The sequence below is a fragment of the Paenibacillus sp. SRL342 genome (assembly GCF_984798905.1).
Genome location: NZ_OZ481790.1, coordinates 1348790 through 1364793, shown reverse-complemented (window position 1 = coordinate 1364793; position 16004 = coordinate 1348790). Strand labels below are relative to the sequence as shown.

The window sequence follows — 16004 nt, the reverse complement described above, 5'->3', positions numbered from 1 at the left end:
TGGATGAGGACAAGCTTCCCACACATCACTGTGATTTCTCTACACCTATGGACAGGCTAACTTTGTAATTGCCGTAAGGAAGTAATGCTTCCAGCAGTTGACCAAGCTGCTCTGTGGTGCCGGTCTGCGCTCTCATCAGATAACAGCCTTCCCCGCTCACACGGTGGACTTCAACGATGTCCTCACGTTCGGCAATAAATGCACGAAAGGCGGTATGTCTGTCGCCGGAGTTCAGAAAAACCGTGACAAAAGCCTGTAGGCCGAGGCCTATACGTTCGGGGTTCCATTTTACCGTGTACCCTTCGATTACACCCAGATCTTGCAACTTACGCACCCTTGCACCAACAGCCTGCCCTGTAAGATGCACCTCTTCACCAATTTCTTTATGAGAACGCTTGGCATCCCGGATCAGGATCTGCAGAATGCGTATATCTGTGTGATCTATCGTTTCATTCATTAGCTTCAGCAATCCTTTCACCGTGAAATTAGTGTGGCCTAATTCCATTCATCATGTTATGTACGCCGTTAAACGGGTTGTATACCATAAGGGTAATACTATTAAACAACCTGAAGGAGTGCAAATATAATGAAAATTCAATTGATTCGCCATGCTACACTCTGGCTGAAATTCGGAGGGCTGAATATCCTCGTTGATCCGATGTTGATGGACGCTGAAGTCATGCCTGCATTTCCAAACACACCGAATGAGCTGCGTAACCCGAGAGTCGGTCTGCCTGAAATCGAAACGGATTATCTGAATCCGGATCTGTTGATTGTCACACACACCCATCTGGACCACTGGGATGAAGCAGCAGCGAAGCAATTTCGCAAGGACATCCCGCTGATCTGCCAACCTGGGGACGAGAACGTATTTCTGGAGGCTGGATTCACGGATGTAACCGCTATAGATGAAAAACATGAGCATCATTCTGTCCGATTCGCACGTACTTCCGGGCGTCATGGTACGGGTGAAATCGGCGAACGTATGGGCAAGGTGTCCGGTTTTGTACTCGAAGCAAATGGAGAACCTGTCACGTACATTGCCGGGGATACCATCTGGTGTGAAGAACCCGCCGAGGCTATTCGCCAATATAGCCCTGAAGTCATTGTCCTAAACGCCGGAGGAGCTCGCTTCGTAGAGGGTGATCCCATTACAATGGACGGGCCAGACGTTGCAGCCGTGAAGCGCCATGCACCATCTGCTCATGTCATCGCTGTGCACATGGATGCAATTAACCATTGTGTGGTGTCTCGCACGGACCTTGCGACTTATCTGGCATCCGAGCAGTTGGATGGTCAGGTGCTCATTCCACGTGACGGCGAAAGTTTTGAGTTTAAAGCGTAAGTGAGACCGTAGCACGTGACGAAAAAAGCTGGATGCGATGAACTCGCACCCAGCTTTTTTGATTGAAGGAACACGCTGAACCGCTGGCTTCCTTCTCGAGCATCATGTCTGCCATTGCGCTCTCACGTGTCCCGTGCCTTTATGCTATCCCTTACTGGACTTTCAAACGGATTACGTTCCATGATGCTTTTGCCAAGCTCGCCGTAATCAGGGTCTCGGATACAACTGCACCCCCGCGATTATGAGGAGCAACGCGGTTTGGTTGTGCTGCCGTATTAGATGCTTTGAGATCATCACTTTCCAGCACGATATGCTCGATCACGGTACACTTCCCGAAGCTGCGCAGGTCCACCTCGAGCGGAAGGGATTCTTCCAGATGGCGGTTGACTGCAAATACAGTCACTTCACCCTGCTCTTCGTTATGCACTGCAATAGCTTCCAGATAAGGTACATCTGTGATTTGTTTTGTATCGTATTTTGGAGACTGGATCAATGGCACCAATGCTGTTCCACGTCCGAAGAGGGACGTATGCATGAATGGATAGAAGATTGTCTGTCTCCATGAACCACCACCCGTATCTGTCATGATCGGCGCAATCACGTTAACGAGTTGTGCCAGACAGGCCATTTTAACCCGATCCGCATGTTTGAGCATACTGATCAACATACAACCAACAAGCAGTGCATCCTCATGATTGTAGATATCCTCAAGCTGTGGCGGAGCAATCTGCCATGGGTCCATCTTCGAATCATTTTCATTGGAGTGATACCATACATTCCACTCGTCAAAGGACAGATACATCGTCTTTTTGCTGCGCTTCTTCGCTTTGATATAATCACAAGTTGCCTTCACGGTATCGATAAAACGATCCATTTCAAGCGAGCGTGCCAGGAACGTTGGCGTATCTTGCTCTTGATTGCCGTAGTATTGATGCAATGACAGATACTCCACGTGATCATACGTATGATCCAGCACCGTTGCTTCCCATTCCGGGAAGGATGGCATATTCAGGTTTGAACTTCCACAGGCTACCAGTTCAATCGTCGGATCTGTCCACTTCATGACTTTTGCCGCTTCCACAGCTAACCGTCCATACTCTTCTGCCGTTTTGTGACCAATCTGCCAAGGGCCATCCATCTCGTTGCCCAGACACCATGTTTTGATCGCATGAGGCTCTTTATAACCATGCTTGATGCGAAGATCACTATAATACGAACCTTCCGGATGGTTGCTGTATTCCACAATATTACGAGCTGCATCCGTACCCCGTGTTCCCAGATTGACCGCCATCATCACTTCGGAATTGGCCTGTTTCGCCCAATCCACGAATTCGTTGAAGCCAAATTCATTGGTTTCAATCGTTCTCCAAGCCAGTTCAAGTCTGCGTTTGCGCTCAGACACAGGTCCTACTGTATCTTCCCAATTGTAACCGGATACAAAGTTACCCCCAGGATAACGTACAATCGGTACATTCAACTCCTTGACCATCTCCAGCACATCCGTGCGAAAACCCTGTTCGTTCGCAGATGGGTGTCCCGGCTCATATATTCCACCATACACGGCACGTCCCAGATGCTCAATAAATGATCCGTACAAGCGCTTATCAATTACGCCAATTGTAAAATCCTTGTCTACCGTCATTTTTGCTTTTTCCATAATGAATTTCAACTCCCTAAGATTAATATAAAAATTAATTGATATTCTATGGATCAACGTTCATATTTATATTAAAATCGATTATAGCCTTAATTTCAACCTGAATTTTGCAAAATGTTATTCTTTCCACTGAATTTATGTTTAACTTAATTCTATACAGATATATTGGAGGAACAATTGTGATCAGAGCAAATACCGATGCCGAATGGCTACCCCTATATGAAGCACTTGCCAGTGAAGTCCGTTTACAGATCATCCGCCTTGTTGCAGAGACACCCATGAATGTGAAGGACCTCGCTGCTTCACTGGGTTTGAGTAGTGCCATCGTGACCATGCATGTCCGCAAACTTCAGGATGTGGGCATTATTCAGTCCAAAATGATACGTAAAGACGGCGGCACACATAAAATGAACAGCCTTGCTGTAGACTGGATTGGCATCTCCATGCCGCAGGAAAGTGGCACAGCCCGCAAGCTGCACGAAGTTTCTGTACCTGTGGGACACTACACACACTTTGATGTCTATCCGACATGTGGTCTGGCTACGTCCAATCATGTTATCGGACAGTATGATGATCCTCGTTATTTTCTCGACCCTGAGCGGATGCATGCTCATATTCTGTGGTTTGGCCGTGGATTTGTGGAGTACAAAATCCCAAACTATATCTTATCCGGACAGCAGATCAATGCCATTGAATTATCTCTGGAGATTGGATCAGAAGCCCCTTCGGTGAATCCGAATTGGCCCTCGGATATTACATTTATGCTTAATGGCATTCGATTGGGGGAATGGACAAGCCCTGGAGATTCAGGCAACGGACGCGGCATGTTCACCCCGGAATGGTGGAGTGACAGTATCAATCAATATGGCATGCTCAAGGTGCTGCGAATTACGAATGAAGGTACGTTTATCGATGGACAACATCTATCCGACATTACACTCGCAGATATCCCGGTCGAACGCAACCAATGGACTCTTCGTCTTTCGGTGGAGGAAGATGCTCAGCATGTAGGCGGGCTTACCTTATATGGCGAGGGATTTGGCAACTACAATCAGGATATCCTGTTCCGACTGTACTATCACGATTGAGTTCTTCAAAATAATAAACAACACCAAAACACCTCCCAGTCGCCTGTCAAAGGCAGAATGGGAGGTGTTTTGTATGCATATGAACATGCGTGGATTATTTAAGAAGGTTCTTGTTCTAACCTACAGCGCACTGCCACCAAACAGGAAGCGATACTCCCAGTGTTTGCCGGAGATATCACTAGTGGTTACACCACCGCCAGCGTTGGAATACGTATGTAATACCTTGCCATTGCCCAGATAAATCCCTGTGTGCGTAATGGTTGCGCTAGATTTATTCACGCCCGAATACGATGATGCAGAGCTGCCTTTATACGACATGAAATACATCAGATCGCCGCGTTTCAGGTTTTTCCAGTTCGTCTGAACTGTACCCTTGGCTTTTACATAGTCTCCCTGTTTGCGGGAATCCGCTGGAAGTTTGATACCAAGTGCATCGACGAATGCCTGGCGTACAAAGCTGGAACAGTCAAAAGTAGCTGTGCTGTTACGACTGGCTCCGAACTCATACGGTGTTCCCAAATATTTCATTCCCGCCGCAATCACTTTTTCCACAGATGCATTACCGGTCACCGATGTACCACTATTCGAACCTGATCCGCTTGTGCTGCCACTAATCGCTTGTGTGTATTTGGATGAAGAAGATATGTAGCCTGTCCGGTTAGCAGAATCCTTAATCTTATACCAATCCGAACCGGATTGCTGAAGCACCGTTACCGTTTCCCCTTTAGCGACCATGCGAACAATCTTCGCAGAAGAAGAAGGTGTTGTGCGTAGGTTTACGCCCCAGATTACTTTTACTTGTGAATTGTTAACAGCAGCTGCCGATACCTGTGCCGTTAGTGCTCCTGTCGTCAGACTTCCCATCAGCATCGTTGCTGTGACACTTGCCGTAACAATCGTTTTTTTCCAGTTCATGATGTCGAGTTCCCCCTGATGTTACAGAATTTTAACCTGGCTTGGTTCTCCCGGGCTTGCCCCATTGTAAACGGGCTATCCATAACGTTCATCAGTCGAAAGTCCTGTATTGATAGAGGCGAACTTGAGCACTAAGTATCAGGGTGTGTCCATGGATTGCTGGAAAAATTCACTGCTGATTCCTTCTTTTTGAAAGGTTAAATTATTGTAACTATTTGATATGCTTGATTTTTCCTCGATACAAGAGCTAGGCCGTTTCTCATTCAGTGCATATGCCATATGACCTAGATTTTAATGTTTAAAACCGCAAATATGGTAAACATTACTATGATTCATTTGCCGATTACCGTTCCCCGAATTCACATTTTTGCCTCCAACCTCAATACGGATCGATTTATCAGCAGTGTCCGTTTGATTATTTTGTATTTCATTTTTGCTTTTCCATAAAAAAAGAAAAGCCAGGGATTTCTCCCCGGCTTAACCTGTATGATGAGTAACATCACTCTACAATTGGTTGATCAACTCATTTAAGGTTCAATTCCCCATACCTTGGCGCCATCCTGATACGCTGTCACTTTAGTCCAGGCACTGAAGGCCGTATTGGTGGAATCAAAGGAATAATCGTTCGTTTGGTCAAAAGTAGTCCAGTTGTTTTTGGAGAAACGTCCCTGGATGACTCCGGTCTCGGCACCCGCAGCCAAGCTGCCAGCATCCGGTTTGAATCCAATCTCCAGATAGGTGTCTGCCGTGCCCTTGGCCGGATCTACCGAAACAAAATGTCCTTCCACATTACCGCTGCCAATCTGTGCATAATCACACCAGAAACTCAGATCAGCTGCACTATCCTTGGTGAAATAATACCGGACCTTCACTTTGCTCAAGTCCACAGCAGTTGTACCTGTATTCTTCACATTAAACTGTGGAGTAATCGCATTGACCGAAGTTCCTGAACTACCATTACGGTATTGTACTTCAAGCGTTCCCGTTGTAACTGGAGGTGCCAATGGGGTCAACACCAATACATTTGAATTCGTCTGACCACTCGTATTAATGGCTACGACTCTATAATTATACGCCGTACCATTCACCGCTGTAGCGTCGGTATACGTCAGTGCGGTCAAACCTGTTGCCAGATCAGCATATGCCCCGGTGCCTACCGAACGCTGTACCTTATAACTCGCTGCTCCAGTTGATGCGGTCCATGTCAGTACCGCCTGGGCATTGCCAGCCGTTCCAGTAAGGTTGAATACGCCGGGCACAACGGTACCTGCGAGTGGTGTTGCAGATGCCTGTGTCGACGGTGCAGACTCACCTACGGCATTCACCGCAGTGATGACATAATAATACGTTGTGCCGTTGGTCAAGCCTGTGTCCGTGAATGTTGATCCTGTGACTCCTGTCGCTACAGTCGTATAAGGGCCACCGTTCACTTCTGCACGTTTCACCGTATATGACGTTGCACCAGCGGCTGCGTTCCAGTTCAATACAACTTGCTCGCTGCCACCAGCAGCCGTTACGCCGGCAGGAGCAGCCGGGACTTCAACTTCCGGCGTATCGGTATCACCGAGCAGACGATCATACTCTCCATACGCTGTAGCCATATCCACCTGTGACCAGAACCGGTGATACGTAAAGGTAGGTGCACCGTTTTCCCACTGTTTCGTGGTTGTGTTATACGACGTTTTGTACAGGTTATCCAGGTAAGCCCATGCCGGATCTTGCTTGATGGCCGGACGCAGATCGGAGTATCCAATGTATACGCCATTGCCACCTTTCGCCGGATCGGAAGGTACACCTGCTGTACCTGGAATCGTATTGCCTTGACCAAAGGTTCCAGACCAGTTTGCCGGGATATAGATCTCTTTCGCGAAGAAGCGGAAGTAGTCTTTACGTTCTTCTTCCGTAACAATCCCCACACCATCATTGTAATCCCAAGCTGTATCCAGCAAAGCCTCAGCCAAATCCTTGGCTTCTTGGCCTTCCGCGCTAAGTGTACCATTCTCTGCCTGTGTTCCCGCTGCGAAGAAGGTCAGAGCTTTAACGTAACTTCCCAGAACTCCTGTATCCTGCACTGGATCTTTGGTCGTTACACGGAAGTTCGGATTTTCCGTAAACGAACTGAATCCATTCCATTTGTCCGGTTGACCCTGCCATTCCTGACCACCCGGAATCCAGAACTCTCCCGGAGCAGGCGTTGTTGCTACCTGAACATTAGTTCCACCCAAAATGCGCTGTCCAGCCGCATTCAGATAATAGCCCTGCGCATCCGTCACCGGACGCTCACCTACAAATACATAATCCTTACTCCAGTCGATCCACTTCGTGATTACCTTCTTGGCCATCTGGAAGTTCTCAGAGGTCAAGTCCCCGCTCTCCGCAAGAATATAGTACATCTCGGCTACACGCTCCAGCGGCCATGCCTGGAATCCAAACCAGGTGTTGGAATCCGGATCACGATATACAGGTGCCTCCTGATAAGCCATGTCATAGAATGTACTTACGCCTGCCGGATAGGCTTTGTATGAACCATCCAGACTGTTGGTTGCTCCCCCGCCGATAGCTCCTTCATGGGATTGTAGCCAAGTGTAGAATTCCAACTGACGTTTCAGCGTAGCATTCCAATCTGCCTTCGCTGTTGCTGATTCCGGAATCAAGCCGCCAGCCGGATCAGACAAAGCATACGCTGCAACCGGGTTTTGATAAGCCTGATGGGTATGGCTCGCTCCAATGCGCCAAGCCCAATCCCCACCTTGACCCAAGCCACCTCCCCAAGACGTATACCAAGCCATGAGATACATGTTGGAATCCTTGCCTGTACCCGGAGTTGGTGTACCGCTCTTTGCACTCCCAATTTTCTGGAAGTATTTATCATACATACCATAGCGCAGATAGTCCCCCATCTTCTTCGCTTTATCCAGATATTCCGGATTGTTGTATCCCATCTCCTTCGCCCAATACAGCACCTGTACTGCACGTGCATCCGCATCCGTTGCGTTTGTATAACGCCATTGCGCTGACGGTACCTGAGTTTCCTTTGTGAACAAGCTCATGAAACCTTCGTTTGCCTTACCAAAAGATTTATCATCCTGGGATGGATGCGGAATGGCTTCCCACACAGACTCCTGCTCCCCACGCTGGAACGTGTTCACATAGGTAGCCGTATGTGATGGATTCAACAGGTTTCCATATCCATACCAGTCATCCACATCGACCAGCCAGTGCATGAGATAAGTCTGATTGTCACCATAGGTCGCCTTAAGTTCGGCATCAATCGGGTCTTTACCCGCTGCATATTGACCATTAAGTGGCGATGGATATTGATCAGGAAAAGGTTTTTCCGCTGCATACGTAGCAGGGCTGTTCGGATTGTACGAGCTCATCGTAGGCTGTTCTTCCTTGCCGTCACCTTCGTTGACCGGGATAATGTATTTCTCCATACTGTCCCAAGCTGCTTCCAGTTGGGACCAGTCTCCCGTGTAGTGACCATACATGGTTTCCAACCACAGCCAGTAACTGTATGCCTCTGACGTCGTCATATGACCATAATCCGGCGCCTCACTCAGCAGGGTCTCAATGGCATGATACGGTAGACCCTCTGGCGAAAAATATCCGTTCGCCGGATCTTTCAACTGATCATACAATTGCAAAAACCGGGCTTCATTAATGCCGTCTGCCTGAATCTCGATGGCCTGATCTGCGGCATGTGCCGTCTGCGGCCCTGCCCAGAGTCCGGTGTATCCGGTCAACATGACGGTTCCCGCCAGCATGGCTGTTAAACTTTTTTTCGCAGCTGATTTCAACATTAATATATACCTCCCTGGAATAGTGGAAATTGAATATAAACGCTGTTGGTCTGTCCATGCTGCTCTTCTGCTTCTGACATTCAGCCAGTTACGGTTCCAAGCCCCATACTTTGGTGTTTCCCTGATACGCGGTTACCTTGTTCCATGCGGCAAAATCCGTCTTGGAAGCATCATAAGAATAATCATTACTTAGATCGAAATTGCTCCAGTTATTTTTGGAAAAGCGTGCTTGAATCACGCCGGTCTCTGCTCCAGCGGACAAACTGCCTGCTCCCGACTTGAAGCTAATCTCCAGATACGTATCTGCGGTACCCTTCGCCGGATTCACTGCGACAAATGTACCTTCAACATTGGCCGTGCCCATCTCGGCATAATCACACCAGAAGGTCATTTGATCCGCACCATCCTTGGTGAAATAATATCGGATCTTCACGGTACTGAGATCAATCGCCTGTGTTCCGGTATTCTTCACGTTGAACTGCGGAGTCACCGCATTACTTGAATTCCCGGACCCTCCGCTGCGGTACTGCACTTCGAGTGTACCGGTCGTCACCGGAGGTGCAGAAGGTGTCAGTGCCAAGACATTGGACAGTGTCTGTCCGTTCGCATTCACAGCTGCAATCCGGTAATTGTACGTGGTGCCATTCAGCGCTGTTGTATCGGTGTACGTCAACACGGACAAACCGGTTGCCACATCTGCATATGTTCCGCCTACCACCGAACGTTGTACCTTATAGCTAGTAGCGCCCGAGGCTGCTGTCCAAGTCAGGACCGACTGCGCATTACCAGCTGTCCCACTTAAAGTCAGCGCTCCCGGTACTGCTTGCGGGGTAGCCGACACCTGTACAGAACCCGATGATTCCCCTGCTGAATTCACAGCAGTCACTACATAATAATAAGCTGTCCCGTTGGTCAGTCCCGTGTTTGTGTAGGTCAATCCATTAACACCCGTCGCAACAGTTGTATATGGTCCTCCACTCACCTCGGAACGCTTCACCGTATACGATTCGGCCCCGGATACAGCAGCCCAAGTCAGGTTAACCTGACTGCTTCCCGCTACAGCCTGCACGCCAGCAGGTGCGCCTGGAACCGTGACTGGTGTAACACCAGGCTCCTGTCCATACACCTTCACCCCTGCATCATAGACTGGAAGGTATATACTCTTCACAGGAGTTCCTGTGGTCAGTGTCTGGAACGAATGGTCATTGCTGGCATTCCATGCACCCTGTGGGCCTGTAATGCGGAACTGTACTTCTTTACGATAATTTCCTTCCCCGCCTGGATAGATCTTGGTATTACCGAAGTTTGCCGTAATGGCATAGATATGCTGGGCTGCATTCACCACAACTGGTTGGGATACCGTCGCCCCCTCCGTATAGGAGGCTGTCACTTGCACGTCCGATACCGTACGTCCGGCAGCATACACTTCACTCAAATCCAGGAAATACTTAAAGGACAGTTGATCTCCCATTCGGGCAGGCCAAGCGGAACGATTATTAAGCTGTGCTCTGATTTCCGTATAATTGGCACCTGATGATTTGATCGCAGCCTCCACATAGAACTCATCTCCCTTCACCTCAGGTGCAGGAAAGTTCGCAAGGGGCTGATGATTCTGACCAAATAGCAAATTCATCTTTGCCAGTGCGCCGGTAAAACCAGCATTGTAATCGGTTGCGACCTCATTACTCACATAATCCCCGATATCATCGGTATATCCATCCGATGCATCCGGTCCACCGACCATGGCACCATACAGAATGTGGCGATGGTTAGCCGGGATATCTTCATTATTCAGCCATGAACCGTGAGCGGTCCGATGATGCGGATGTTGAGGTGCATTTTGCCCATATCCGACCACATAACTGCTCTGACGCGGATTATCGCCCAGAATATAATTCATCTGTGAGACAGCAAAATCCTGATATCTTGACTTTTTCACTGGATCACTGACCCAGTCGGAGTATATAAAAGAAATAAAGGATGCATTCGCTGCATATCGGAGCGAGCCCCACTGATCCAGCCATGCCAGACCTCCTGGCGTATACTTGACTCGTGTCCCGTTGACTCCAACCGTCCAATAATCCAGATTACGCTCGGTGGACTGAATAAATCTCGTTGCCTCCGGCATGTTCAAACTGGACGTAATTCGGGCAAGCAGGATCTGGGCACCATAATGTTTACTATCCCAGCCCTGTGTCCAGGTATACGGCCAATTGGCTGAGCCGCCGCTAGAAGACCACCGGTCCGTAGCTGCAATGGCTTTGGACAAGTAAGCGCTATCATTAGTAGCTAAGTAAAGCCATGCTCCGCCCCATGCCAGCTCGTCTTCGTATCCTGTCCACGAGTTATAAAACGCTGCGGCATCCGTGATACAATCGGTGTATTCCCCCCGATATGTGTCTGCGAAGTTGTACAGCTCTTTCGCATGTTGGAGCAGTCTGGCCGAATATGCCGGATCATCATCTGCAAATACAATCGAAGACGCTGCCAGTGCTGCAGCCGTTTCTGCCGCCAGATCACTGCCTGGGCATGTAGCATCGATCTTGAACGAAGGACGGTTCATCTGCATGACTTCTGCCGGTCCCCACCAGGCATGGTCGGTATTCCCGGCTCCGACTTGTCCCCATAATTCATTAGGTTTCGTATGCACTTTCATAAAATAGTCGGTCGCCCATCGGATGTTATCCTTGATCTCCTCCAGTTGTCCAGCCTGTTCATAACCGTCGCCGTATTCCACGACAGACCAGGCGAGCATCGTTGCGGAAGCAGCCATCGGAAAGCCAAACTTCACGTGATCTCCGGCATCATACCATCCCCCGGTCAGATCAACGCCTACATCAGCCCCATCCTGCATGCCCGAATTACCACGCCATTCGACCCGATTACTGGCTGGCAACGGACCCGAACGCTGTGCCTCATAGAAGTAAATGGCCTTTTGCAGTGCTTCAGCATAGTTCTGATCTCCAGCGGCCGCATCCGCCTTACGAATTCCTGTGCCCATCGATAAACTCCCTGCCAGTAGTCCTGCCGATAACGCGATCATAGCGACTCGTCTCCACCAGCTCCCCTTCATGTTCAACTATTCATCTCCTCTTCATCAATATTCCGTATGCATTACTCTGGACTGCAAGTTTATATCGCTCCTCCCCATGGTGTATTTCAGTGTAAGTTCCACCATTAATTACCATTATAGCCGTTTGTTTCACTTGCTATATAAGCGTTGGTGACTTCTGAAATAACATTGTTGTGACCTGCTCTGCGTCATGCGACAAAAAAAGCTGTTCCTCTGACGCATATGTGCGTTAGAGAAACAGCTTCTCGCCGTTGTTATCATCAACAGTACAAATCGAATGGCATTCTGACCATCAATATGCTCCTGTATACCTTAAGTATCGGAATATCTCATTAGTTACACTTTGAACTTGTTAATTTGCTCCTGCAGTTCTTCCGCCATTTTGGATAATGAACCTGCGGATGAAGCGATCTCTTCCATGGAAGCCAACTGCTGCTGAGTTGCGGCAGATACATTATGAACGCCGCCCGCTGCCTCTCCGGCAATGTTGGAGATCTGGCGTACATAGCCTACAACCTCAGTTGTACTCGCCGACATTTCTTCTGAACCTGCAGATACTTCCTGGATTTCACCCGCTACTTTGTTGACCGCATCCGAGATCTGTTCGAACGCTTGTCCTGCTGCAGTAACCATCTCGATTCCTGACTCTGTCTCACTGCTGTTCACTTTAACTGCCTGAACAGCATGATCCGTATCTTTCTGAATCAATTGAACGAGATCCGTAATTCTTTGCGCAGATGTGGAAGATTCCTCAGCGAGCTTCCGCACTTCTCCCGCAACTACGGCGAAACCACGTCCATGCTCTCCTGCTCGTGCGGCTTCAATGGCTGCATTCAGTGCAAGCAGATTGGTCTGCCGGGCAATGTTGTTGATTACCTCGGTAATGGTGCCAATCTCTGCTGAACGTTCCCCCAGCCCTGTAACCAATTCAGTCAGCGAAGCAATGGAATTTCGAACAGAACCCATCTGTTCAACCGCTTGCTGAATAATCATATTTCCTTCGGAAGACTGATTCGCCGCATCCACAGCAGATACGGATACACTCTGAGCAAGCTCGGCAATCTGCTCCGATCCAAGAGCCATCTCACTCATCGCCTGTGAAGAACGCTTCACAATATCAACTTGATCAGATGTACCTACAGCCAATTCCTCGACTGTTTGGGAGATCTGTTCCGAGGCTTGAGTATTTTGCTCTGCACTTGCAAGAAGCTCCTCCGATGAAGCGGCTACCTGTTCGGAAGTCATCGATACCGATTCAATCATGGAGCGCAAATTACCACTCATGGAATTGAAGGAAGCTGCCAGTGTTCCCAATTCGTCTTTGTTCTTAAGCACAATCGTCTCACCCGTCAGATCGCCATTGGCAATGGCCATGGCCGCTTCATTCATCTTTTTGATTGGACGTGAAATGATGCTTGCAATGAAGAAGGCAATAAATACAGCTACCAGGAATGCAAAAATCGTCACTGCCAAAATTACATTAAATGTATTTTCGGCCATCTCAACAGATTCATTCGTTGCCGCGTCCGATCCTTCATTACCCAGGGTAATTAACTTGGCGATCGAATCGTTTGCCGTGTACCACATTGGATAAGCCTCCGTGTGTAAACGACTGGACTCATCATAATTGTTGTTCAAACCAAATTCGATAAATGCTGGCATTTTCGCCACATAAGCATCATAATTCGTACTAAAATCATTGTAGAGCTTCATCGCTTCATCATTGCTCTCAATGAACGTTAGCAACTGTTTACGTTCATCTTCAATCTTCGTAAGCAGCAGCTGTAACGCTTCATTTAACTTGGCTGTTTCATCTTTGTTCTGTTCAACGATGATGGCCAGTGCCAAGCGCTCTACATCAGAAATATCACCATTCATCTGACCCAGCAGACTTACACTCGGCATCCAGGTCTGATCCACAGCGCCCGCTTTATTGGCCATATCTTGGGTCTGTACTAACGCATAGCCACTTACAATAATCAACAAAGCTACGACTATGAGAAAACCAGTCAGTAACTTGCCTCGAATCGTTAACTTCAATTTCCCCAACCTGTTTCCCCGCGTGTCTTCCATGTGTCCCACTCCTCAAATAATACATATTTATAGTATATCGTCACCTATCGTCATGAATTGTAGATGTTAGAATTCAATTTCTAGAAATTTCATGTAACTTCGTATATAACGCAAAAGAAGCCTCCCATCTTTGGCAGAACCAGAGATAAGAGACTTCTTTCATTAAACGAAACTATCACTACTTCACTAGACATCACATTCAGATGCTATCGGAAAACACGTCGGTGTATGTTAATGAAGAAGTCTGGAATCGACTTGGTATAATTGCGTGTTGTAATCAGAACCACACTAAGCAGACTTCCGAGGATGAATCCTCCCAGAATATCTCCTGGATAATGCACACCAACATATACCCGCGACACCCCTGTCAACACAGCGAGTAACAACATCCATAACCCGAAGCGACGTCCAATAAAGAATGAAGCAGCCGCTAGAGCAAATACAAAGGAAGCATGTTTACTTGGAAAAGAAGGATCAGGTACATGGGCAACCAGCTGATGCACAGTCCCTTCTACAAAAGGTCTTGGATGACCGACCGCTGGTGATATCCCCCATTTGGCCAGAACTAGCGCTACAATGGATGCCACACAGGCATAGAAAACAATTCGCTGTTTCGATGGTTCGCCGAGAAACCATACGATAACAAGCAGTGCGATCATGACCCAAACCGCATACTCGGATGATGTGATCATAAACCAGTCCAGAAACGGTATTTGGTCTGCATACTGATTAATCCAATTAAATAGTGATTGATTCATAACTAGCTTTTAATACCCCCATTACACAAAACAAGATTAGTTTTTACATAATAAATATACACTAACTATTTGTCAAACATTCCTCACATTGACCGATGTTACGAAATCAAAGAGGACTTTTTGCTTTCTTTTTGTTAAACTAGTTTGGGTTACATATCAGTTCAATCATAGAAAGGTGAAGATTATGCTTAAAAAATGGTTATGGGGTACAGCCCTGACCCTGGCACTTGCGATTACAGGTGTCGTTGTATATTACGGATATTCGATTGTTCATTTTGCCAATAGCATCTCCACGGCTTCCGGGACTTCATCCAACTCGTCCTCTTCCGGCACAGACAGCGATTCAGACACACCAACGACAACGATTCCCAGATGGGAGGGCCAGGAACGGGTGAACATTCTGCTCCTTGGTGGAGACTCAAGAGGCGACGATGCAGGACGCTCGGACTCGGTCATGGTCGCTTCCATTGATCCGGTCACCAAGAAAGCCCATCTATTCTCCGTACTGCGAGATACCTATGTCGCAATTCCCGGGCATGGCAAAAGCAGACTTAATGCAGCCTTTTCCTACGGGGGTGCGGAGTTGACCAAACAAACCGTAAGTGATCTGCTCGGTATTCCCATCCAGCATTATGTCTACACAGACTTTACAGGTTTCATGGCACTTGTTGATGCGGTAGGCGGTATTGAGATCGATGTGGAGAAAGACATGTATTACACCAGTAAAGCAGATAAACATATGTACGACATTGACTTGAAAAAAGGATTGCAGCATATGGACGGCAAGACCGCCCTGCAATATGTTCGGTTCCGGCATGATGCCACCTCGGATTTTACGCGCACCGAACGGCAGCGGATCTTCATGACCGAGCTGGCCAAGAAAATGCAGAGCACCACGTCACTTTTCAAAATCCCGGATATCCTGGAAGCGATCGCTCCCTATATTAAGACGGACCTTAGTCCAACCCAGATGTTAAAACTCGCATCACTTGGCTTCGATATCCATGTGAACGATATCGATCAGCAGCAGATTCCTCCAAATAAGCTGCTCACCAATGAACTTGTGGGCTCAGCACAGGTGCTGGGTGTCGATGTAACGAAACTCCAGTCCTACATTCAGAAACTGTTTGAAGAAGATGCCGCGTCCTCGGAGACTCCATCATCAGAGGACCTGAACTAAAAACAATCAAAAAACTGGAGCATTGATTGAACAAGATCTGCCTGAGTGATATATCGACAGAAAAGACGGCCACAGCCGTCTTTTTTAGTACCTATTTTCTCCATTTAATGCA

At 47.9% G+C, this 16004-nt stretch carries 10 protein-coding genes; 3 read left to right on the top strand and 7 right to left on the bottom strand.

Annotated features, from left to right (window positions below):
• Positions 1 to 25 precede the first annotated feature (25 nt).
• Positions 26 to 457, bottom strand: coding sequence for an Lrp/AsnC family transcriptional regulator (locus tag AC4E8D_RS06055; protein WP_221819040.1), 432 nt, complete (start codon positions 455 to 457; stop codon positions 26 to 28).
• 129 nt (positions 458 to 586) lie between these two features.
• Here AC4E8D_RS06055 and AC4E8D_RS06050 point away from each other — a divergent pair, with 129 nt between their 5' ends.
• The gene (locus tag AC4E8D_RS06050) at positions 587 to 1345 is read left to right on the top strand and encodes an MBL fold metallo-hydrolase (RefSeq protein ID WP_221819039.1); all 759 of its coding nucleotides are present in this window, start codon (positions 587 to 589) and stop codon (positions 1343 to 1345) included.
• Between the two features lie 151 nt (positions 1346 to 1496).
• Here the strand turns inward: AC4E8D_RS06050 and arfA are convergent, their stop codons facing one another.
• A complete protein-coding gene (arfA, locus tag AC4E8D_RS06045; protein ID WP_221819038.1) occupies positions 1497 to 3002 on the bottom strand; it encodes an arabinosylfuranosidase ArfA in 1506 nt (501 codons plus the stop codon).
• Between the two features lie 182 nt (positions 3003 to 3184).
• Here arfA and AC4E8D_RS06040 point away from each other — a divergent pair, with 182 nt between their 5' ends.
• Entirely contained in the window at positions 3185 to 4090 is a 906-nt protein-coding gene (locus tag AC4E8D_RS06040) for an ArsR/SmtB family transcription factor (protein WP_397376240.1), read from the top strand.
• A 120-nt stretch (positions 4091 to 4210) separates the two neighbouring features.
• Here AC4E8D_RS06040 and AC4E8D_RS06035 read toward each other — a convergent pair whose 3' ends face one another.
• The 5 genes from AC4E8D_RS06035 to AC4E8D_RS06015 all read right to left on the bottom strand — a co-directional run bounded on the left by AC4E8D_RS06035 (position 4211) and on the right by AC4E8D_RS06015 (position 14712).
• Positions 4211 to 5005 (bottom strand): C40 family peptidase, encoded by a 795-nt coding sequence (locus AC4E8D_RS06035; protein WP_221819036.1) that lies wholly within the window; start codon positions 5003 to 5005, stop codon positions 4211 to 4213.
• 527 nt (positions 5006 to 5532) lie between these two features.
• Positions 5533 to 8808: a glycoside hydrolase family 48 protein gene (locus AC4E8D_RS06030; RefSeq protein ID WP_339307200.1), complete on the bottom strand. Its 3276-nt coding sequence runs from the start codon at positions 8806 to 8808 to the stop codon at positions 5533 to 5535.
• Between the two features lie 88 nt (positions 8809 to 8896).
• Positions 8897 to 11881, bottom strand: coding sequence for a glycoside hydrolase family 9 protein (locus AC4E8D_RS06025; protein WP_490206472.1), 2985 nt, complete (start codon positions 11879 to 11881; stop codon positions 8897 to 8899).
• A gap of 336 nt (positions 11882 to 12217) precedes the next feature.
• On the bottom strand, positions 12218 to 13954 hold the full coding sequence (locus tag AC4E8D_RS06020; protein WP_490205975.1) for a methyl-accepting chemotaxis protein: 1737 nt from the start codon (positions 13952 to 13954) through the stop codon (positions 12218 to 12220).
• A gap of 206 nt (positions 13955 to 14160) precedes the next feature.
• Positions 14161 to 14712: an undecaprenyl-diphosphatase gene (locus AC4E8D_RS06015; protein WP_405131568.1), complete on the bottom strand. Its 552-nt coding sequence runs from the start codon at positions 14710 to 14712 to the stop codon at positions 14161 to 14163.
• 184 nt (positions 14713 to 14896) lie between these two features.
• Here AC4E8D_RS06015 and AC4E8D_RS06010 point away from each other — a divergent pair, with 184 nt between their 5' ends.
• Positions 14897 to 15892, top strand: coding sequence for an LCP family protein (locus tag AC4E8D_RS06010; RefSeq protein WP_405131567.1), 996 nt, complete (start codon positions 14897 to 14899; stop codon positions 15890 to 15892).
• Positions 15893 to 16004: the final 112 nt, after the last annotated feature.